The 20,571-nt window shown below is 68.1% G+C and carries 17 protein-coding genes; 2 read left to right on the forward strand and 15 right to left on the reverse strand.

What is annotated here, in order from left to right; genetic code table 11:
• Positions 1 to 84: 84 nt before the first annotated feature.
• The 8 genes from AC4D2Q_RS07170 to AC4D2Q_RS07205 form a co-directional block, all read right to left on the reverse strand.
• A complete protein-coding gene (locus AC4D2Q_RS07170) occupies positions 85 to 1,908 on the reverse strand; it encodes a glycoside hydrolase family 2 protein (protein ID WP_490945828.1) in 1,824 nt (607 codons plus the stop codon).
• Between the two features lie 34 nt (positions 1,909 to 1,942).
• Positions 1,943 to 2,731: a CPBP family intramembrane glutamic endopeptidase gene (locus AC4D2Q_RS07175; RefSeq protein WP_490945829.1), complete on the reverse strand. Its 789-nt coding sequence runs from the start codon at positions 2,729 to 2,731 to the stop codon at positions 1,943 to 1,945.
• A 90-nt stretch (positions 2,732 to 2,821) separates the two neighbouring features.
• Positions 2,822 to 4,117 (reverse strand): amidohydrolase family protein, encoded by a 1,296-nt coding sequence (locus AC4D2Q_RS07180; protein WP_490945830.1) that lies wholly within the window; start codon positions 4,115 to 4,117, stop codon positions 2,822 to 2,824.
• Positions 4,114 to 5,508: a formimidoylglutamate deiminase gene (locus tag AC4D2Q_RS07185; protein ID WP_490945831.1), complete on the reverse strand. Its 1,395-nt coding sequence runs from the start codon at positions 5,506 to 5,508 to the stop codon at positions 4,114 to 4,116. The genes AC4D2Q_RS07180 and AC4D2Q_RS07185 overlap by 4 nt, the downstream gene beginning before the upstream one ends.
• On the reverse strand, positions 5,505 to 6,806 hold the full coding sequence (locus AC4D2Q_RS07190) for an allantoate amidohydrolase (protein ID WP_490945832.1): 1,302 nt from the start codon (positions 6,804 to 6,806) through the stop codon (positions 5,505 to 5,507). The genes AC4D2Q_RS07185 and AC4D2Q_RS07190 overlap by 4 nt, the downstream gene beginning before the upstream one ends.
• Positions 6,807 to 6,808: 2 nt before the next feature.
• The gene (locus AC4D2Q_RS07195; RefSeq protein WP_490946212.1) at positions 6,809 to 8,173 is read right to left on the reverse strand and encodes a YjiH family protein; all 1,365 of its coding nucleotides are present in this window, start codon (positions 8,171 to 8,173) and stop codon (positions 6,809 to 6,811) included.
• Between the two features lie 4 nt (positions 8,174 to 8,177).
• Positions 8,178 to 9,863, reverse strand: a complete 1,686-nt coding sequence (hutU, locus tag AC4D2Q_RS07200) for a urocanate hydratase (RefSeq protein ID WP_490945833.1) — start codon at positions 9,861 to 9,863, stop codon at positions 8,178 to 8,180.
• A 131-nt stretch (positions 9,864 to 9,994) separates the two neighbouring features.
• Positions 9,995 to 10,819 carry an IclR family transcriptional regulator gene (locus AC4D2Q_RS07205; RefSeq protein ID WP_490945834.1) on the reverse strand — a complete coding sequence of 275 codons (825 nt, stop codon included), beginning with the start codon at positions 10,817 to 10,819 and terminating at the stop codon, positions 9,995 to 9,997.
• 99 nt (positions 10,820 to 10,918) lie between these two features.
• Between AC4D2Q_RS07205 and hutH the strand changes: the two genes are divergently transcribed.
• Both hutH and AC4D2Q_RS07215 read left to right on the forward strand, forming a co-directional pair.
• Positions 10,919 to 12,493, forward strand: a complete 1,575-nt coding sequence (gene hutH / locus AC4D2Q_RS07210) for a histidine ammonia-lyase (RefSeq protein WP_490927248.1) — start codon at positions 10,919 to 10,921, stop codon at positions 12,491 to 12,493.
• A gap of 5 nt (positions 12,494 to 12,498) precedes the next feature.
• Positions 12,499 to 12,795: an acylphosphatase gene (locus AC4D2Q_RS07215; RefSeq protein ID WP_490945835.1), complete on the forward strand. Its 297-nt coding sequence runs from the start codon at positions 12,499 to 12,501 to the stop codon at positions 12,793 to 12,795.
• Here AC4D2Q_RS07215 and AC4D2Q_RS07220 read toward each other — a convergent pair.
• The 7 genes from AC4D2Q_RS07220 to AC4D2Q_RS07250 all read right to left on the reverse strand — a co-directional run bounded on the left by AC4D2Q_RS07220 (position 12,696) and on the right by AC4D2Q_RS07250 (position 20,569).
• Complete coding sequence (locus AC4D2Q_RS07220; protein ID WP_490945836.1) at positions 12,696 to 13,697, reverse strand: MurR/RpiR family transcriptional regulator; 1,002 nt, start codon at positions 13,695 to 13,697, stop codon at positions 12,696 to 12,698. The genes AC4D2Q_RS07215 and AC4D2Q_RS07220 overlap by 100 nt on opposite strands.
• Entirely contained in the window at positions 13,697 to 14,644 is a 948-nt protein-coding gene (gene murQ, locus AC4D2Q_RS07225; RefSeq protein ID WP_490945837.1) for an N-acetylmuramic acid 6-phosphate etherase, read from the reverse strand. The genes AC4D2Q_RS07220 and murQ overlap by 1 nt, the downstream gene beginning before the upstream one ends.
• Positions 14,637 to 15,548, reverse strand: coding sequence for an N-acetylglucosamine kinase (locus AC4D2Q_RS07230; protein WP_490945838.1), 912 nt, complete (start codon positions 15,546 to 15,548; stop codon positions 14,637 to 14,639). Before AC4D2Q_RS07230 ends, murQ begins: the two co-directional genes overlap by 8 nt.
• Entirely contained in the window at positions 15,542 to 16,741 is a 1,200-nt protein-coding gene (locus AC4D2Q_RS07235) for an anhydro-N-acetylmuramic acid kinase (RefSeq protein ID WP_490945839.1), read from the reverse strand. Before AC4D2Q_RS07235 ends, AC4D2Q_RS07230 begins: the two co-directional genes overlap by 7 nt.
• Positions 16,738 to 18,279 (reverse strand): glycoside hydrolase family 3 N-terminal domain-containing protein, encoded by a 1,542-nt coding sequence (locus AC4D2Q_RS07240; RefSeq protein WP_490945840.1) that lies wholly within the window; start codon positions 18,277 to 18,279, stop codon positions 16,738 to 16,740. The genes AC4D2Q_RS07235 and AC4D2Q_RS07240 overlap by 4 nt, the downstream gene beginning before the upstream one ends.
• 360 nt (positions 18,280 to 18,639) lie before the next feature.
• Complete coding sequence (locus tag AC4D2Q_RS07245; RefSeq protein WP_490945841.1) at positions 18,640 to 19,275, reverse strand: hypothetical protein; 636 nt, start codon at positions 19,273 to 19,275, stop codon at positions 18,640 to 18,642.
• A gap of 220 nt (positions 19,276 to 19,495) precedes the next feature.
• A complete protein-coding gene (locus tag AC4D2Q_RS07250; RefSeq protein WP_490945842.1) occupies positions 19,496 to 20,569 on the reverse strand; it encodes an NAD(P)/FAD-dependent oxidoreductase in 1,074 nt (357 codons plus the stop codon).
• Between the last annotated feature and the right edge of the window lie 2 nt (positions 20,570 to 20,571).

Consider the following 20,571-nt stretch of genomic DNA (forward strand, 5'->3'; position numbering starts at 1 on the left):
CGGCCGTTGTGGGATTTCCCGGTCGCTTAGGGAAAACCCGACCGTTCCGCAGCATCCGGATTATCCCAAAGTGACCGGGTTCCCCTAAATGGAGCTGCAGGCGGCCCGGATCAGCCGGGCGTTGGTCTCGCGCACCGTGGCGGGGTCGATCTTCACCACCCGCCGGTCATAGGTGAGCAGCCCGTTGACTTCGTCCTCCACATCGGTGAGCTGCGTGTAGACGGTTGCAGCCAAACCCCGTGCCACCGCCGGCTCGATCTGGTGCCGGTGCAGCTTGATCCACGCCCGCCGCAGGGCTTCCCGGGTCTTGAAGCGCCGGTAACCGAATTCCTTCTCGTTGAACGTGTGACCCTCCAGCCGCAGGCTATAACCGCCGTATTCGGACAATGCAACGGCACGCCCGTCCCGCAGCCACCCGTTCCGGAGCACAAAGGGAACGAAATAGACGTGCACGCTCTTGAGGTCTCCGCCGCCCTGGTCATGCCATCCGCTGGCATGGTCAATGCTGCGCGTAGGATCCAGCGAGCGAAGCATCTCAGCGGCAGCGTTGGCGTCGAATTGGCCCCACCCCTCATTGAACGGAACCCACACGGCCAGCGAGGTGCAGTTGCGCAGCAGATCCACCGTTTCCCGCAGCTCCTCCAGGAACTCCGCCCGGCCTTCTTCATCGGCGCGGCCAAAGGCAACGTAATCGCTGTCATCGCGGTGCGGCACTCCCACGGCAGGGGCCGTGACCACGGAGTGCCGGTAGCTCCGGCCGCCGTTGACCAGGTCCTGCCACACCAGCATGCCGAGCCGGTCGCAGTGGTAATACCAGCGCAGCGGCTCCACCTTGATGTGCTTGCGCAGCATGGTGAAGCCCAGCTCCTTGGCCGTCTGGATGTCATAGGCCAGAGCCTCATCCGACGGCGCCGTATACAACCCGTCCGGCCAGTACCCCTGGTCCAGCAGCCCGGCATGGAAGTACGGCACACCGTTGAGCAGCAGCCGCGTCCGGCCGGCCGCATCCGGTCCCGTGCCGAAGGTCCGCAGTCCGGTATAGCTGCGGACACTGTCGATGTCCCGGCCGCCGGAAACCAGCCGCACGTCCACGTCATACAGAAACGGATCCTCCGGCGTCCACAGGCGCGGTTCCGGCACCGGAATGCGGGTCGCCTGTCCGGGTACGACGACGGCGTCCGCCACAGTGCGTCCGTCCGCGGACACGGTAATCACCGCGGACAGGTCGCCGCCGCCGTCGGCAGCTCCCCGCACGCGCCCGCCGTCGCCAGCTTCATCCAGCAGCACCGTCACCGACACGGAGTCCAGATCCGGCACCAGGACCAGCTGCGAGATGCTCGTCCGCGGCACCGACTCCAGCCACACCGTCTGCCAGATGCCCGACTGCGCCGTGTACCAAATGCCGCCGCGGTCCAGGGTTTGCTTGCCGCGGCTGTGATAACCGGTGTCGCTGATGTCGCGTACCCGGACCACGAGGTCCTGCTCGGCGCCGGGAACCAGCGCATTGGTGACGTCCAGGGAGAAGGGCAGGTAGCCGCCGTCGTGCCCGCCTACCTCCGTGCCGTTGAGGGTGACCGTGCAGCTCTGGTCCACCGCGCCGAAGTGCAGCAGCACCCGCTCGCCGGCAAACCCCGCCGGCAGCACGACCGTGCGCCGGTACCACAGGACCTGCTGGGGCTGGAGCTGGCGGCCGACGCCGGACAGAGGCGCTTCGGGCGAGAACGGCACCAGGATCTGCCCGTCCCAGTCATCGTCGGCGGGGATTGCGGACTGCCGGGTGGAGGTGATGGCGTACTGCCAGTATCCGTTCAGGTTCAGGTAACTGTCCCGGACCAGCTGGGGACGGGGATATTCCTGCAGCACGGAGGTCGGATCCAGTTCCGCTCCCCACGGGGTTGAAAGTGTCACGGGCAGCATTCTCCTTGAGTGGTGCGGACGGACATCAGTTGCCGATGCCGATGGCGGAACCGAACAGGGCAAAACCGACAAACCCGGCGATGTCCACCAGGGCATGGGCAATGACCAGCGGCATGACCCGGCGCGTTTTGACGTACGCGTAGCCGAACAGCAGTCCCATCAGGAAGTTGCCGATCCCCGGACCGATCCCCTGGTAGAGGTGGTAGCTGGCCCGGATCAGGGCGCTGGTGAGGATGATCGCCGGTGTTCCCCAGCCCAGCTGCCGCAGCCGCAGGAACAGGTACCCCACCACAATGACTTCCTCCAGCACCGCGTGCCGCACGGCGGAGAGGATCAGCACCGGCAGCGTCCACCAGTAGGTGTCCAGCGCCGTGGGTACCAGCGCGGTGGTGATGCCCAGCGCCCGCCCGGCGGCATACACGCCCAGGGTTCCGACGCCGATCACCGCTGCCAGTGCCACGCCCAGCCCAAAGTCGCGCAGCGGTTTCTCAAATGTGAAGCCGATCCGCCGGAACGCGCTCTTCCCCGGCTCGGTCAGCAGGAACAGCACCAGCGCCACCGGCAGCAGGGAGAAGAAGATTCCGAGCAGCTGATAGGTCAGGTCAAACCACGGGCTCTCGTCCAGCACCGGGTTCAGCGTGGTGGTCTGGTCCCCCAGCGGTGCCTGGGTCGCTTTCTCGATGAGTTCGACGACGGCGTAGACGCCGGATTTGCCCAGGGACAGTCCCAGCACAATCAGGATTTCAAAAACCAGCATCTTCCGCGCCCGGGGATCAAGGGACTCGGCGGGAACGGAGGGGTAGGCAGCACGCATGCCTACCATTGTGCAGGATATGGCGGGCACCACACGTTTGGCGGAGGCTGATGGGGCACCGGAGTCAGATGGGGCACGGGCGGCGGCCCGCTACCGGGCAGCCAGGCCCAGCTGCTGTCCGGCCCGCCACACGGCCCCGGTCAGCGGCATCCCCGGCCGGTAGGCCAGGTGTGCGGCCGAGGGCGCGTTGAGCAGCTGCAGGTCCGCACGGTGCCCGACGGCGAGCGAGCCCACCGCCCGGTGCCCGTTCCGGTCCTCCCCGGTGTGCACGCGCAGCGCGAGTGCACCGCCGAAGGTCGCGGCCCGGATGGCCTCCTGAACCGTCAGTTCCATCTGCAGCACCGCGGTGGCCACACAGAAACTCATGGAACTGGTGAAGGATGTTCCGGGATTGCAGTTGGAGGCGAGCGCCACCTGCACTCCGGCGTCCAGCAGCTTCCGCGCCGGAGCCAGCGGCGCCCGGGTGGACAGGTCGCAGGCCGGCAGGCACGTGGCGACCGTTCCGGGAACACCGGTTCCCGGAATGTCAGCACCGTCAGCACCGGCAGCACCGGTCGTGTCCGGCTTCCACCCGGCCCACGTGCCCGCGAGGGCATCGACGTCGTCGTCGGTCAGAAAATTCACATGGTCCACGCTGGCCGCTGCGAACTCCACGGCCAGGCGCACCCCGGCCCCGTGGCCCAGCTGGTTGCCGTGCACCCGCAGCCCGAGGCCCGCATCCCGGCATGCCTGCAGCACCCGGCGCGACTGTTCCTCGGAGAAGGCACCCCGCTCGCAGAAGACATCCGCCCACTGCACGTACGGCAGCACGGCTTCGAGCATCTCGCTGGACACCAGATCCGTGTACTCGTCGGCATCAGCGCCGGCCGGGACCAGATGGGCGCCCAGGAATGTCACCTGGTTGGCCACGGTGGAGGCGATGCGCGCGTGCCTCCGCTCTTCCTCCACCGTTAGCCCGTACCCGGTTTTGGTCTCCAGATAGGTGGTGCCGCCGGCTGCCGCCTCGGCGGCGCGTGCCAGCAGCAGCCGGGTCAGATCGTAATCCGAGGCGGCCCGGGTGGCTTCGGTGGTGACCGCGATGCCGCCGGCGGTGTAGGACTCCCCCGCCATCCGAGCTTCGAATTCCGCGCTGCGGTCCCCGGCGAAGACCAGATGGGTGTGTGAATCCACCCAGCCGGGCAATCCCGCCCGGCCGCCGGCGTCGACCATTCGATCGGCGGCCGGCGCCTCGGACGCCGCGCCGATCCAGCTGATCCGCTCGCCCTCGAACACCACGGCGGCGTCCCGCAGCACGGAGCCCACCGGCCCCCGGGACGCGTCCTGGGTGGAGAGTTCGCCGATGTTGGTGATCAGTGTTGATGCCGGGAGTGCAGCCGGTGTGCTCATGGAACTTCCGTTGGAGTGGCGGGCGTTGGGTTGCGGGAGGAGTCAACGGCGCCAATGGCCGCCGACAGCAGTGCGGCCGGATCCCCGAGCAGCGTGTGCTGTCCGTTCCGGGCGAGGATGCGTCCGCCGACGACGACGGTGTGCACATCCGCGGCGGTGGCGGCAAAGGCCAACTGGGCGGGGCGTGCACCGGCGGTGCGGAGGCTGGCGGGGTTGACCGACATGAGGTCACAGACGTTCCCGACCGTCAGCCCCGAGTCCGGCCGTCCCTGAGCGGCTGCCCCGGCAGCTGAGACGGCGGCGTGCAGATCCGCGGGGGCAAACCGGCCGCGTTCCCCCGAGCGCAGGCGTTCGCCGTGTTCCAGCGCCCGCATCTCCAGCCAGGGATCGACGACGGCGTGCTGGTCGGTGCCCAGCGCCAGCCGTGCACCGGCAGCGCGCAGCTCTGCTGCGGGGCCGATGCCGTCGGCCAGGTCCGCCTCCGTGGTGGGGCACAGAACCACGGTTGCCCCGGCTTCTCCGAGGACCTCGATGTCTTCAGGGCTCAGATGGGTGGCGTGGACTGCGGAGAGCCGCCGGGTGACCAGGCCGTGCCTGGCCAGCAGCTGGGCCGGGGTAAGTCCGGTGGCGTCCAGGCAGGCTTCGTTTTCGGCGGGCTGCTCGGAGAGATGGATGTGCAGCGGCAGGTCCGCGGGGAGGTTCGCGGCAATCAGCGCCAGAGCGGCTTCGGGAACACCGCGCACCGAGTGCAGGGCCGCTCCCACGCTGACCTGCGCCGGATCGAACTCCTCGGCCAGCGCCGTGCGGAGGGAGGCCAGCCGCTGCAGCCAGGCGGCGGCGTCGCGGTCTCCGAAGCGCAGCTGGCCGGCAGTGAGCGGCGCGTCGAACCCGCCGGCCAGGTAGCAGGTGTCCAGCAGGGTCAGCCGGATGCCGGCCGCGACGGCGGCCCGCGCCAGCGCCCGTTCCATGGCATGTTCCTGCACGTAAGCGCTGCCGTCGGACTGATGGTGGACATAGTGGAACTCGGCAACGGACGTCCAGCCGGTGACCACCATTTCCGCGAACACCGCAGTGGCGAGCTGCTCGTACAGGTCCGGGGTCAGGGCGGCGGCGGCCCCGTACATCTGCTCGCGCCAGGTCCAGAAGCTGCCGGGGCCGGCGTCGTGCGTGCGGCCGCGCAGCATCCGGTGGAAGGCATGGGAGTGGGCGTTCGACGCCGCAGGAAACGTAACCCCGGAAAGCTGCGTGTCACCCGGCTGCGGCGCGGTGCCGGGCGTTGCCGAGAGGACGGTTCCGGCGTCGTCGACCTCCAGCCGGATCCCGTCCTTCACGGCTCCGTTCAGCCAGCCCTGCTCGCACCAGAGAGCCTGGACCGGTTGAGGCGCCGTCACAGCAGGTCCTCCAGCACGTCCGCGAGCGCGGCGGCCCCGGCCTCGGCGTCGGCGTCCTCCACGTATTCTTCGGGCGAGTGGCTGATCCCGGTGGGGTTGCGGACAAAGAGCATGCCGGTGGGCACCCGGGCGGCCAGCACCCCGGCGTCGTGCCCTGCACCGGTTGCCAGCACGGGAGCCCCGGGCACGGTCCGGGCGACCGACTGCTCGAGTGAACGCTGCAGGGCAGCATCGAAGGAGACGGTGCCGGAATAGGATTCCTCGGTCATGTGCACCGTGCAGCCTTCAAATGCAGCGATCTTTTGAGCCTGCCCGTGGATCTTCTCCACCAGGGCGGCCGTGACGGCGTCCTCGGGGTGGCGGACATCCAGCCACAGGTCCACCCGGGAGGCGATGACATTGGTGCCGCCGGGAACCGGTTCCAGCCGGCCCACGGTGGCGCGGGCACCGGACTGGGCTGCGGCTGCCTGACGGACCGCGACGATCAGCTGCGCGGCCGCGACCATGGGATCGGCGCGGTCCGCCATCAGGGTGGTTCCGGCGTGGTTGCCCTGCCCCGTGATGGAAAAGCGCCACCGGCCGTGGCCCAGCACGGACCCGCCCACCGCCACGACCGGACCCCGGCCGGCGGCATCTGTGTAGTCCTCGGTGTTCAGGCCGCGGCCCTGCTCCACATGCAGTTCCACAAAGTCGCCGATGCGGCCCAGGGCCGCGTCATCACGTCCCATCAGGTCAGGGTTCAGTCCGTTGGCGCGGGCGACGTCGGCAAAGGTGTTGCCGTCAGCGTCGCGCAGGGACAGTGCCTTGGCCGGATCGATGGTGCCGGCCAGCAGCCGCGAGCCGAGGCAGGCGACGCCGAAACGCGAGCCTTCCTCTTCCGGGAACACGGCGACGGCGAGGGCCCGGTTGCGGACGAGGCTGCCTTCCTTTTCGCGCGCCTGCAGGAGATCCACCGCCGCCAGGGCACTGGCCACTCCGAGCGGTCCGTCGAAGGCACCGCCGCCGGGCACGGAATCCAGGTGGGATCCGGTGACCAGCGCGCCGCGGCGCTCCGGTTGGCCGGACGTCCCGTCGATGCCCGCTGCAGAATCCGCGGGCAGGTCCCACCAGGCCCAGAGGATGCCGTTGGCGTCCGTTTCCACGGCAAGCCCACGTCGACCCGCTTCGGCGGTGAACCACTCGCGCAGGTCCAGTTCTGCCGTCGAATAGACCGGACGGGAGTAACCGCCGCGGCGGCTGTCGCGGCCGGTGCCGGTGATGGCGGACATGAGGCTGGTGACGGTTGTTGTGTTCACCATGTCTATGTTCCCACCAGCAGGAATGCCACCGGCGTCGTGATGATCAGGCTCAGCGCCACGCGCTCGGCCCAGATGACCACCAGGTGCCACACCTTGATCGGAATCCGGGTGGCCAGGATGCACGGCACCAGCGCTGAGAAGAAGATGATCGCCGAAACACAGACGACGGCGATGACCAGCCGCAGGACCTCGGACTCATGCCCGGCCACCACGGTGGCGGGCAGGAACATCTCGGCGATGCCGACGGCAGAGGCCTTGGCGGCCAGCATCGGATCCGGCAGCTGGAGCACCAGGGTGAGCGGATAAAAGAGGTAGCCGAGCCAGTCGAAGACGGGGGTGAAGCGGGCCAGCAGCAGTCCGATCAGACCCACGGACATGATGGAGGGCAGGATGGCCATGGACATGAGCACGCCGTCGCGGATGTTGTCCAGGATGTTCCGACCCAGCCGCGGGGCAGTCTGCAGGGCGGATACGGCCTCGTTCCATGCCGTTGCTGCCCGGTTGCCGGCAACCTGCGTTTCAGGCTGGGGCGTCGAACCCGGAAAGTAGTCATCCGGGATGCGGCTGAGCGGCGGGATCCGCACCGTAATGGCCGTGACCAGAAAGGTGACGGCAAAGGTGAGGAAGAAGTACGGCAGCCACAGGTGCATGATGTCCAGGGTTTTCGCGACGATCAGCATGAAGGTCACTGACACCGTGGAAAAACCCGTGGCGATGATGGACGCCTCGCGGGCCGTATACCGCCCGCTCTGGTACACCCGGTCCGTGATCAGCAGGCCCAGCGAATAGCTGCCCACGAAGGAGGCGACAGCGTCGACCGCCGAACGCCCCGGCGTCCGCCACACGGGACGCATCACCCGCTGAACCATCACACCGGTGAACTCCATCAGGCCGTAGCCCACCAGCAGGGCCAGGAAGATGGCGCCGATGGGGACAATAAAGCCCACCGGAATGACCAGCTTGTCGTACAGGAACGGTCCCAGGTCCGGATCAAAGAACCACTGCGGCCCGACGCCGAAGACCAGCATGGTCCCGGCGATGAGTCCAAGGATGTTCAGCAGCGCGAAGGACCGCTTCAGCGGGGATTCCCGCCACCGTCCGCTGGCGAACGGATACACGGTTCCGGCAAGGATCAGCGCGAGGGCGACGTACCGGGTCAGCCCGCCCAGCCCGGTGGTGATCCAGGTGACCAGGTGGTCCAGCGGGATAGTGTTTTTACCCCCGAGGGTGATCGGAATGAAGAACATGAAGATGCCGATGCCGCTGTAGACAAAGAACCGCCACACGCCGGCCCGCGTGCCTGATGCGTCAGCCGGTGCTGGGGCTGCTGCGCTGCCGGAGCTGTGATTGGAGGCTTCCACGGGGATCCCCTTACTCTTTCATCGGAATGCGGACGCCGCGCTCGGCGGCGACGTCGGTGGCCCGCTGATAACCGGCGTCGGCGTGGCGGATCACGCCGGTGCCCGGGTCATTGGTCAGGAGCCGCTCCAGCTTCCGGGCAGCCAGCTCGGTTCCGTCGGCCACCGATACCTGGCCGGCGTGGATGGAGCGGCCGATGCCGACGCCGCCGCCGTGGTGGATCGAGACCCAGGTGGCCCCGGAGGCGGTATTCAGCATCGCGTTGAGCAGCGGCCAGTCTGCGACCGCGTCGGAGCCGTCGGCCATGGCTTCGGTTTCCCGGTAGGGCGAGGCCACGGAACCGGAATCGAGGTGGTCGCGACCGATCACGATCGGTGCGCTGACCTTGCCCTCGGCCACTAGCCGGTTGAACAGCAGCCCTGCCTTGGCCCGGTCGCCGTAGCCCAGCCAGCAGATCCGGGCCGGCAGCCCCTCAAACTCCACGTGTTCCGCCGCGGCGTCGAGCCAGCGGTGCAGGCGCGTGTTCTCCGGGAAGAGCTCCTTGATGGCCGCGTCAGTGACGGCGATGTCCTGCGGATCGCCGGAGAGGGCAACCCAGCGGAACGGACCCATGCCTTCGCAGAAGAGCGGGCGGATGTAAGCCGGGACAAAGCCGGGGAACTCGAAGGCGCGGTCATAGCCGCCCTGGCGGGCTTCGTCGCGGATGGAGTTGCCGTAGTCGAACACCTCCGCACCGGCATCCTGGAAGCCCACCATGGCCGCAACCTGGCGGGCCATGGAGTCGCGGGACTTCTTAGTGAATCCTTCTGGATCGGCGGCGGCTTCCGCCTTCCAGTCCTGAACAGGGATACCTGCCGGCAGGTAGCTCAGCGGATCATGGGCCGAAGTCTGGTCGGTGACGATATCCACGGTGATGTCCCCGGCCAGCTGCCGGCGCAGCAGTTCTTCGAAGACCTCGGCGGCATTGCCCACCAGGCCCACTGAGAGCGCACGCTTCTCCGCCTTCGCGGCCATGACCTTGGCGACGGCGGTGTCCAGGTCGGTTTCGACCTCATGCAGGTAGCGCTTGCCGGCGCGGCGCCGCAGCCGGGTTTCGTCAACGTCCACAATCAGCACCGCTCCCCCGTTGAGGGTCACGGCCAGCGGCTGCGCGCCGCCCATGCCGCCGCAGCCGCCGGTCAGGGTCAGGGTGCCGGCCAGGGTGGCGTTCTCGTCGCTGAACAGCTTCCGAGCGACGGCGCCGAAGGTCTCGTAGGTGCCCTGCAGGATGCCCTGCGTGCCGATATAGATCCAGGAGCCGGCGGTCATCTGCCCGTACATCATCAGACCCTCGGCCTCCAGCCGGCGGAACTCCGGCCAGGTGGCCCAGTCCCCCACCAGGTTGGAGTTCGCAAGCAGCACCCGCGGCGCCCACTCGTTCGTGCGGAACACGCCCACAGGTTTGCCGGACTGCACCAGCAGTGTTTCGTCATCCTCCAGGGTGGCCAGCGTACGGGTGATCGCGTCATAGGCCTCCCAGCTGCGGGCTGCCCGGCCGGTGCCGCCGTAGACCACCAGGTCCTCGGGGCGTTCAGCAACCTCCGGGTCCAGGTTGTTCATGAGCATGCGCAGCGGCGCTTCGGTCTGCCAGCTCTTGGCGGTCAGGGAGGTGCCGCGGGCGGCGCGGATGCTGCGGGAGGGATCGGAGATAGTAGCCATGTTCCGACCGTAACTGCGCCGTGTTTCCCGAACGTGAACACGGTCACAGTGTCTGGTATCCCAGACGAGGACTGTCCGATCATCCATGAGGCGGGGTACCGCCCGGGCAATCCGCGCCCTCGTAGAACGCTCTATGACACTTTGGTTAAGTGTCCTGTCCCGGACTGCACGCCCAGCCGGCGGGAGATTTCCGCGGCACACCTGGCCAGCTCGGGCAGCCACCGGCCTGCAAACTCACCAATCTTTCGTCCTCCCGGTCCCGCCGGGAAACCGGACACGAGGTCATTCGGCGCCGTCAGCGTCACGCTGGCGATGGTTCGTCCGGACCGGTCCAGGACGGGCACTGAAAGAGAGGAGAAGCCGTCGGTTACTTCGTTTTCCTCCCACGCATAACCAAGCTCCCGCACCTGATCCAGCAGGGTGGCCAAAGCCGGTCCGGCGCGGCCGGACCTCATCGACGCCGGATCCGGATAAAGCGCGTGCAGCTGCGCGTCGGTCATTGTCGCCAGCAGGGCGCGCCCGCTGGCAGTGCGGTGCGCCGGAAGCCGGATGCCGGCGTCGGTCACCAGCGGCAGCTGGCGGGGGGCGCGTTCCTCAATCACGTAAATCACGTCGGTGCCCTGCAGCACGGCCAGATGCGCGGTCAGCCTCGTACGTTCCACCAGATTCCGCAGCGGATAGCGTCCGATGCGCTGCAGCGGTGCCTGCCGGGCATACCCGGTGCCGAGCTCGTGTGCCGTTGCACCCAGTGCGTATTTGCGCTCCTCCGGCAAATGTACGGCAAAGCCGTCCGAGACGAGGGCGGCAAGCAGGTGATAAGTCGTGGAACGCGGCAGTGCCAGGTCCCGCGCAATGGCAGTGGCACTGACCGGTCCGGCCTGCTTCCCCAGGTAACGCAGGATGGACAGGACCTGCGCGGCGGCAGGAACCTGCACCTTGGAATAGCTCTCTGGCATATGCAGATCCTAGTGCAGTCTGGAGTGCAGTCTGGGATCCCAGAAACGGAATCGGCCACCGGCTAGGGCACGCCGCCGTTGCCGTGCTCAGATAGGACGATGGAAACCCTGCAGACTCCCCGCACCGCCGTCGAGCTTGGAACCGGCGCCCTGGCGCCGGAGGATATTGTCGCCGTCGCCCGGCACGGCGCTTCCGTCGCGCTCGCATCCGAGGCAATCTCCGCGATGCGCACCTCGCGCGCCGTGATCGAAGAGCTCGCCGCCGATGAGAAGCCGCACTACGGCGTGTCCACCGGTTTCGGGGCGCTGGCTGTCAAGCAAATCATTCCCGAACAGCGCCGGCAGCTGCAGCGCTCGCTGATCCGCAGCCACGCGGCGTCGTCGGGCGCGGAAGTGGACACGGAGGTGGTGCGGGCCCTGATGCTCAACCGGCTCTCCACCCTCGCCACCGGACGCACCGGTGTGCGCCCTGAAGTGGCCAAGGCCTATGCCGGGCTGCTCAACGCGGGCATCACCCCGGTGGTGGGCGAATACGGGTCGCTGGGCTGCTCCGGTGACCTTGCTCCCCTGTCCCACTGTGCGCTGGCCCTGATGGGTGAAGGCGAAGTCCGCACGGCCGACGGCGAACGGGTGCCGGCCGCTGCAGCGCTCGCAGCTGCCGGGCTGGAACCGGTGGAACTGCAGGAAAAGGAGGGCCTGGCCCTGATCAACGGCACCGACGGAATGCTGGGCATGCTCACGCTGGCGATTGCTGACCTGCATCTGCTGCTCTCCACTGCCGACCTCGCCGCGGCCATGAGCGTGGAGGGCCTGCTGGGCAGCGACGCGGTGTTTGCGGCGGATCTGCAGGCGCTGCGGCCCCAGCCCGGACAGGCCGAATCTGCCGCCAACGTCCGGGCTGTGCTGGCCGGATCAGCGCTGATTGAGGAGCACAAAACGGGCGGATTCACCCGGGTGCAGGACGCCTATTCACTGCGCTGCGTTCCCTCCGTCCACGGCGCCGCCCGGTCCACGCTGCTCCATGCCGAGAACGTGGCCGCCTGCGAGCGGGCGTCGGCGATCGACAACCCGGTGGTCACCCTGGACGGCCGGCTGGAATCCAACGGAAATTTCCACGGCGCCCCGGTGGGCTACGTGCTGGACTTCCTGGCCATCGCCGTCGCCGACGTCGCCTCCATGAGCGAACGCCGCACGGACCGTTTCCTGGACCGTTCCCGCAGCCACGGCCTCAACGCGTTCCTGGCCTTTGACCCGGGAGTCGATTCCGGGCACATGATCGCCCAGTACACGCAGGCCGGGATCGTCTCCGAGCTCAAGCGGCTGGCCGTTCCGGCGTCCGTGGATTCCATCCCGTCCTCGGCAATGCAGGAAGACCACGTATCGATGGGCTGGGCCGCCGGACTGAAGCTGCGCCGCGCGATTGACGGCCTGACGCGGGTCCTGGCCATCGAGGTGCTGACCGCCGCCCGGGCACTGGACATGCGCGACGGCGGTGTCTCCACCTCCCGCAGTGCCCCGGCAGTCACCGCGGTGCGGGCGGCCCTGCGTGAAGTGGTGCCGGGACCGGGTCCGGACCGGTACCTGGCACCGGAGATTGAGGCCTGCAGAGTGGCCGTGGCGGACGGTTCCCTGCTCGCTGCTGCTGACTCGGCGCTGGACGGGCCGCTACTCTAGGGCCCATGACGCCTACGGATTCCAGCTCCCCCGCCCGCCGCCTGACGGCCCGGATCACCGGCGAAGTGCAGGCGGTGGGCTTCCGCTACCGCACCCTGCAGCAGGCCACCCGCCTCGGCCTCACCGGGGTGGTTTCCAACCGGAACGACGGCTCGGTGCAGGTGGTGGCGGAGGGCTCCCCGGCGGATCTGGACAGCCTGCTTCAGTGGCTGGAGTCCCCGGCCGCTCCGGGCAGCGTCGCCGGCGTTGAGGCGTCCTCGTCCGATGCCACCGGGGAGTTCCCGGATTTCCGCACGGACTGAACGGAGCTCTGGCTGCCGGTCCGGTCGCGGCGGGGGAACTCCGGGTTCGAACGCTGCCGGATCACCGCTTCCCGCGTGCGGCTGAGGGCGTCGTTCACGGTGTCGAACAGGCTCTGCGCCAGCCGCACAAAAAGCACGTCGACCACGGCAAGCTGAGCGGTCCGGCTCGCCGTCGCTCCGGAACGGAACGCATGCTCGCGTGCCTGCGTGGTCAGCAGGATGTCGCACATCTCCGCCAGCGGAGATCCGGAGTCGTTGGTGATGCCCACGGTTGTGGCACCGGTGCGCCGGGCCTCGCGCAGCAGGCCGAGGACTTCCGGGGTGACGCCGGAGTGGGACACGGCAATGAACACGCCGCCCGGGCGCAGCAGGGCAGTTGAAGACAGGGCAAGGTGCACGTCCGCGTGATGGGAGCTGCGCCGGCCAATGCGTTGCAGTTTCATGTTGAGGTCATGCGCCGTCAGGCCGGAGGAACCAAACCCGGCAATAACCACATCCGGCGCCTGCACCAGTGCGTCCCGGGCCCGGTCAACGGCCTCAAGGTCCAGCTCCCGGAGGGTGTGCTCAATGGCCTGGGTCTCCTGGAAGAGTACTTTTGCGGCGACGTCGGCCACGGTGTCCGCCGGATCAATGTCCCCGGTGGACACGTTGGAGCGGTCAAGATCCGCCTGGTCCCGGCTGGTGGTTCCCACCAGGTCGAACCGGAATTCGCGGTACCCGGAGTAGCCCAGGCTCTGGCAGAACCGGGCCACCGTGGCCGCCGAGGTGCCGCAGAGTTCGGCCACCCGGTTGATGGGGTTGTCGACGACGATGTGCGGATCGGCCAGAATCGCACTGGCCACCTTGGCCTCGGCGGTGCTGAACCGGTCCAGTGAACCCTGGATCCGAGTGAGTGCGCGCATCAGCGTGCGGTCGCTTCGGAGATTGCGGTGCGCAGGAAGCCGCCGTTGGCCTGGAGCGCAGCAACGGCGTCGGCGGCGGGAATGCCGGCCTCGATCGCCAGGATGGCTGCCTTGACCCAGCCTCCGCTGGCCTCAAGCGCAGCAGCGGCGTCGCAGGGCTCGGCCCCGGTGGCGAGGATAACGGTGCGCTCGCTGCGGGCGCGCAGCTTTTCATTCGTAGCCCGGAGGTCAACCATAAAGTTACGGTAAACCTTGCCGGCCCGAACCATGGCACCGGTGCTGATGGTGTTGAGCACAAGCTTCTGCGCGGAACCTGCTTTGAGCCGGGTTGAGCCGGTGAGAAGCTCGGGGCCAACCTCTGTTTCAATGGCCACATGCGCCGCAGCCCCGATTGCTGAATTCGGGTTGCAGGAGTGCGCCACGGTGAAGGCGCCGCGCTCCCGGGCCCGGTGCAGTGCACCGATCACGTACGGAGTCCGCCCCGAGGCGGAGATGCCCACCAGGGTGTCATCGGGTCCCAGCTCCAGTGCATCTACGTCACCGGCTCCGGAACCGGCGTCGTCCTCGGCATTTTCGACGGCGATGCGGATGGCCCCGGCACCGCCGGCGATCCGGCCGATAATGACGTCGTCGCTGATCCCAAAGGTGGGCGGGGCCTCGCTCGCGTCCAGGATTCCCATGCGTCCGGCGGTACCGGCGCCCATGTAGATGAGTCGGCCGCCGCGGGCCATGCCCGCGACAATCCCGTTGAGCGCTGCCGTAATCGGGGCAGCCTGGGCGGCGACGGCGTCGGCCACCGCACGTTCGCTGTCAATCATGGCGTGCACAAATTCGTCATCGGTGAGCAGATCGAGGTCCGGATAACGCTCGCCCGCCGTTTCGGTCGGCAGGGTGCCGAGGAAATCGCGCAGGTGCGCACGGTCCTCGGTTCGGTTCGCGTTATCCACGGATGATCCTTTCTTCGTAGCCCAGATCGGTGCGGGTGATGATGAGCGCTGCTCCGTCCAGGGCGTCCCCGCGCGACGGGATGATGGTGATGCCCGCTGCGGCGAACGTCGCCGTCAGCTCCGCGGAGAAATACGGATGCCCGGCGACGCCGCCCCACACCGCCAGCTCCGGGGATCCGGCAGCGCGGGCCGTGGCGGCAAGGGCGGCGCACGCCCGGCTCACGATGTCCCGGGCGACGGGATCGCCGCCGGCGGCGGTGTCCAGTACGTCAGGGGCGAAGCGGCCCAGCCGGCGGGCAGGGTTCCTTTCGGCTCCCACCCACGCCGGCATGGCCGCCAGGTCACCGACCAGGTCGGCGGCGCGAAGGGTCAGGGCTGTGGGCGCCCCGCGGCCGTCGAAATGACGCAGCGCCGCCAGCAGGCCTTCCTGTCCGATCCAGCGGCCGCTTCCCTCGTCCCCCAGCCACGGCCCCCAGCCGTCAATCTGGCGGGTTTTGCCGTCTTCCGCCACGGCGTAGGCGATGGCCCCGGTTCCGATGATGAGGATGACTCCCGCGCCGCCGTCGAAGGCGCCGGCGTGCGCGGCCAGGGCGTCGTTGATCAGGGCCACCGGTGCTCCGGTGAAGGCGCGCACCCGGGCCACAAAGTCCTGAGCCGCGGTACGGGCTGCCTCGACGCCTGCCGCGCCAATGCCTACGCCCTCGATCTCCGCGCGGTTCTCCGGGGAGAAGCGGTTCAGTACGGTGCGGATGGCGTGGGCGGACTTGGCCGCGCCGTCAAAGTCGGCCAGGCCGGGAGCACCCGGCCCGCTCTCTTCCGCGATGATCCCGCCGGCATCGAAGAGCCGAATGCGGCAGGAGGTTTTTCCCAGGTCTACCGCCAGGCGGCGGGGTTGTGTCAGCACTGTGCTCTCCGGGTTGATGGCGGAATCATGGTCAGCCGGCCGATGCCGTTCAACGGTGCCGGCAGGGTGAGTCCGAGCGGCCCCGGGCTGATGGTACCGGCGATCCGGGCGGTTCCCCGGTTCAGGCTTACCGGTACACGGTGCCATGAGCAGAAGCCCAGGAAGGCGAACAGCAGGGACTCCTTGAAATCGGGGTTGATGCCCAACTCGTCGCTGGTCCGCAGGCTCACGCCGTCGACGGCCAGGGCGGCTGAGAGCTCGCGCAGCAGGCTGGGGTTCCGCACGCCGCCGCCGGAGGCGACCACCGAACGGACCTCGGGACCATGGTTCCGCAGGGCAGCAGCGACTGTGGCTGCCGTAAACCGGGTCAGGGTTGCCAGCCGGTCGGGAAGGTCCAGCCGCACTCCGGCGGTTTCCTCGGCGGCGAGCACGCCGGCCAGGGTGAAGGTTTCGCGGCCGGTGCTCTTGGGCGCCGGCCGCTGCAGAAACGGGTGTTCCAGCAGCGCCGCCAGTACGCCGTCGTGCACTGTACCGGCAGCCGCAAGTGTTCCGTCACGGTCAAAGCCCAGGGCGCCGCCCGTCTGCTGCGCCACGGCCGCGTCCAGGAGGACGTTGGCCGGGCCGGTGTCGAAGGCGAGCGCAGAACCGTCGCCGCGCAGAATCTGCAGGTTCGCGATGCCGCCGAGGTTCAGGGTGGCGGTCCGGTCGGCGGGATCAAAGAATGCTGCGTCGAACAGTCCCATGAGCGGAGCCCCCTGGCCGCCGGCAGCAATGTCCGCGGCCCGCAGGTTGGACAGGACCGGGCAGCCGGCCGCCTCAGCGATCCACGCGGGCTCGCCCAGCTGGAGCGTTCCGCGCGCCCGGCCTTCCTCGACCCAGTGGAACACCGTCTGTCCGTGCGAGACCACCAGGTCCGGCACAGCACCGCAGTCGGTGATCGCCGCGGCCGCTGCCGCAGCGAAGCCCTGCCCGAGGGCGGTCGTGAGGGCGGTGTGCGCTCCCGCGTCCAGGGCCGCGCCGTCGGCGTAGGCCAGGATCCGGGCCTGCAGTTCAGGCGCCCAGTCCACCGTGCGGGTCAACAGCGGAGCCAGGGCGACATCCGGAGCCAGCGGATCACCGCTCGTAGCCGCTTCCACCACAGCCACGTCGATGCCGTCCGCGCTCGTGCCCGACTGCAGCGACACGATGATCATGCGGTGCCCTCCGCGCAGATGAGCCCGGCCGCAATGCCGGCGCTCAGCGCGGAACTGGCCAAAGCATCAATGCGGTCCAGCCGGCAACGGTATCCGGTGCCCGGGGCCACGCCCACATTGACGACGACGGCGTCCGGGCGGATCGCCTCGATCTGCTCCAGTGCCTCCCGCTGGCTTCCCGGAACCCCGATGCGGTCCACCAGGACAACGACGTCGGTATCTGCGCCTGCCTGCCCCAGGCCCTCCGGAAGAGCAGCCGCAGACAGGGCCGGGTCCAGCTCCCGGCGGGCCGCGAAGGCCCGCCGGAAGGCATCGGACTCCGAAGCCACGGCGATGGTTGCCCGGGCCCGCAGATCAAGCAGGGAAATGCGCGAACCGTGCCGTGCCGGGCTGCCCTGTATTTCCATTCCGGGAGCCACTTCGGCTGCCCAGTCCGGTTCAGGCTCCGTGGTCAGCCCCGAACCTGCGCCCGGACCAGAGGTCTGCGGCTTGGACAGGGTCCGGGCCGCTTCCAGACCGTCCGCCAGCGATCGGACGCGGGCGGCTGCGCGCTGCAGCAGGTCCAGGTCGAGCTCGCCCGAAGCGACGGACGCGAGCAGCGCATTCCGCACCTCCTGGTAGTCGGAGTAATCGGCGTCGGGCTCCCCCGTGGTGCCGGGGTTGGTCCGGGGATTGCCGACGCACAGCAGATCCGCGCCGGCCCGGATTGCCGCGACGGCACCTGGTCCGGCGCCCACGCTTTCGCGGACGGCCGCCATGTCCAGCGCATCCGTGATGATGACGCCCTCAAACCCCAGGGCGCGGAGCTTGCCCAGGATCAGCGGATTAAGGGTCGCCGGCGCCTGGCCCCACGCCGGAACCCGGATATGCGCCGTCATGATGGTCCGGACACCGGCACCGATCGCCGCGCGGAACGGCTCAAAGTGGAGGTCTTCAATTTCGGCGGCTCCCATGTCCAGCTCCGGCAGGTCAAGGTGGGAGTCGGAGTGGGTGTCCCCGTGCCCGGGGAAGTGCTTGGCGCAGGCGGCGATATCCCCGGATGCCTGGATCCCGCGAACCGTTGCCGCAGTATGGACGGCGACGGCGGGAGCCTCGGCTCCGAAGGACCGCACCCCAATGACCGGGTTGGCGGGGTTCGTGTTCACGTCGGCAACCGGCCCAAGGACGAGGTTGACGCCGGCGGCACGGGCGCGGGCGGCAATCGCCGCACCTGCAGCGGTGCTGAGTCCGACGTCGTTCACCCGGCCCAGCTGTGCCGGGCCGGGGATGGTGGAACCATGGACCGCTTCCAGGCGGGTCACAGTACCGCCCTCCTCATCGATGGCGATGAGTGCGTTGGGACGGTGGGAACGGACGGAGGCCGAGAGCGCCGCGGTGTCTTCGGAGATGTTCTGGCCGAAGTAGACAACACCCGCAAGGCCTTCGTCCAGGGCGGCGGCGAGCCACCGGGGCAGCTCGGTGCCGAAGAAGCCGGGGACGATGACTCCGTTGACTGCTTCAAGCACCGCCGGGTCCGGGGCCAGCGCCGGGATGCTCATCCCTTCACCGCGGTGAGCGGGAACATGCTGCAGCAGGGCATCCGTCAGTCTTCTTCATTGAAGTCTCCCCTGTGAGATCAGATGCCCGAGATGGTCTGCAAATAGTATTCACACCCGGTCTTCATGGCGCAAGTAACTTTCAAAGGGGTCCTGATTTTGGGCAAAAGAAAAGCGCCGGCAGACTGTGTGGGGAAGTTGGGGGAACATCCCTAGTCTGCCGGCGCCGGATAGGTCACTACTCTATCCATTCATCACTCGCACCCTTATGAGGTATCTCCAACAGTAGTCACACCGGCTGGGCGGGAACTGTAGGAAAGCTGGCAACTTCCTGAGTGCCTATCCTGCGGGTAAACACGCAGGTCAAGAAGCTTTTTGGCAGCCGGGTGCCTGACGCACTTTTTGGACATCCTGCGGGACGCTGCTGGACGCCAGGACCAGCCTGGGGCGCTTGGCCGCAGACGCCTTCGGTTCGGAAGCGGCCGTGCCGCTGGTCTTCTGTTCGCGGCTCTTCTGCTGAGGTTTCTTCGGTTCAGGGTTCTTCTGCTGAACTTTGTTCGGTTCAGGGTTTTCCTGAAGGGGCGGGCGCACTGCCGCCGCCTGGGCGGCAGCAACAGCCTGGGCCACGGACTCTGCCACGGCGGCCCTGCGTGCCGCTGCCACAGCGTCGGTCATCGGCACTCCCGGACCGACATTGCGGACCGCGGGGGCATACCGTCCGGTTGCCGCCGGGGGCCGCAGGGCCGCCCGGAATTCCTGGGTGGCGGAACGGGCCGTATCAACAAGTGCCACCGCCGCTGTGTGCTCCTGGGTTCGCTCAGCCCGCTGCAGCAGGAATTTCTGGACGTACCGGTAGGTTGCCGCAAGCACCACGATCAGCGCGATGCCGGTGCCGTAAAGAAGGGTCAGGGAAAAGGCCAGGGATGTGGTTCCGCCGGAAAAGAATCCGATCCCCGTTATTGCCATCAGCAGCCACAGGCAGGAAATAACAGTGAGCACGGTTCGGGCTTTTATGTAGAGGGAACGCTGCTGCACGCCAACCAGCTGTGGCGGCAATATATCTGGCACTGGGACAGACCTTTCAAAGCAAAAGGCGGATCAAAAAAGAGGAGAACGACCGCCTGGGTTTATTCTCCAACTCTAGGCACCCGGGCCCGAAAAAAAGACCATTCCCACCAGCCCGGAGCGATTCGTTATACAACCGTGAGTGTGATATTAGTCATAACGTGAGCCGGGCCGGGCTGAGCGCTTCAGCAGCCGGTAAATCCTGCCCCTGGCCGAGCACGAGCACAGCACCAAGTTCGGCAATTCCGGATGAAGTTTGGAACCCGTAACCGCCCTGTCCCGCAAGCCAGAAGAAGCCCGGGACGACGTCGTCGTACCCCACCACCGGCAGGCCGTCAGCGGCCTGGGTCCGCAGCCCGGTCCAGGATTTTGCCATCCCGGTAATGCCCAGCGTCGTGACTGAATTGACCAGCTCCACCAGGGCGGCCACGTCATCGGGCAGCGGCTTGGCATCCATCGGATCACTGGGAACACTCTCCGACGGCGAAATCAGGACCCGGCTTCCTTCGGGACGGTAATAGAAGGACTCGTCGGCAGCGGCCACCATGGGAGCGCCGTCGGCCGGCGGATTCTCGGCGTCGACGACGGCGACGGTGCGGCGGTAGGGCTGCAGTCCGCGCGGCCGGGCACCGTAGAGGGTTGCCAGCTCGTCGGCCCAGGCCCCGGCGGCGTTGACGACTGTCCTGGACCGGATGCTCGCCTGTCCCGCCTCAGTCCTCCACCTACCGTCCTCGAACACAGCACGGTGAACCGGTGAACCGGTCCGGATGCTGCCGCCGCGGTCCAGGATGCGCTCCCGGTGGTACTCCATGAGCGCATCGGTGTTGCAGGCAACGGAGGAGGTATCCAGGCCGGCGGCGGGAAAGCGGTCCTGCTTCAGCTCCGGGGCCAGCGCCTGCAGCTGCGCAGGCGTGATGGGGTGCATGTGGCCGCTGGCCCGGTCCCGTACGGTTTCTTCGCTGCCCACCAGGACAAAACTGCGCGGGGTGAGGACCGGCTCCGGCAAATGGACTTCCAGTGCCCGGATCAGCGCCAGGGTCCGGATGGTCAGGTCCTGGATGACCGGCGGGCCGTAACTGGGAATGAGCTGGCGCGCAGAACGGGACGAGGTGTGGAATCCCAGCGTCTCCTCCGCCTCCACCACCAGGACGCCGGTCCGGCCGGCCAGTGCCGAGGCCAGCGACAGCCCGGCGATTCCTCCGCCGACCACCAAAACATCACACTCCACCG

It is taken from the genome of Arthrobacter sp. TJ-178 (genome assembly GCF_058269275.1).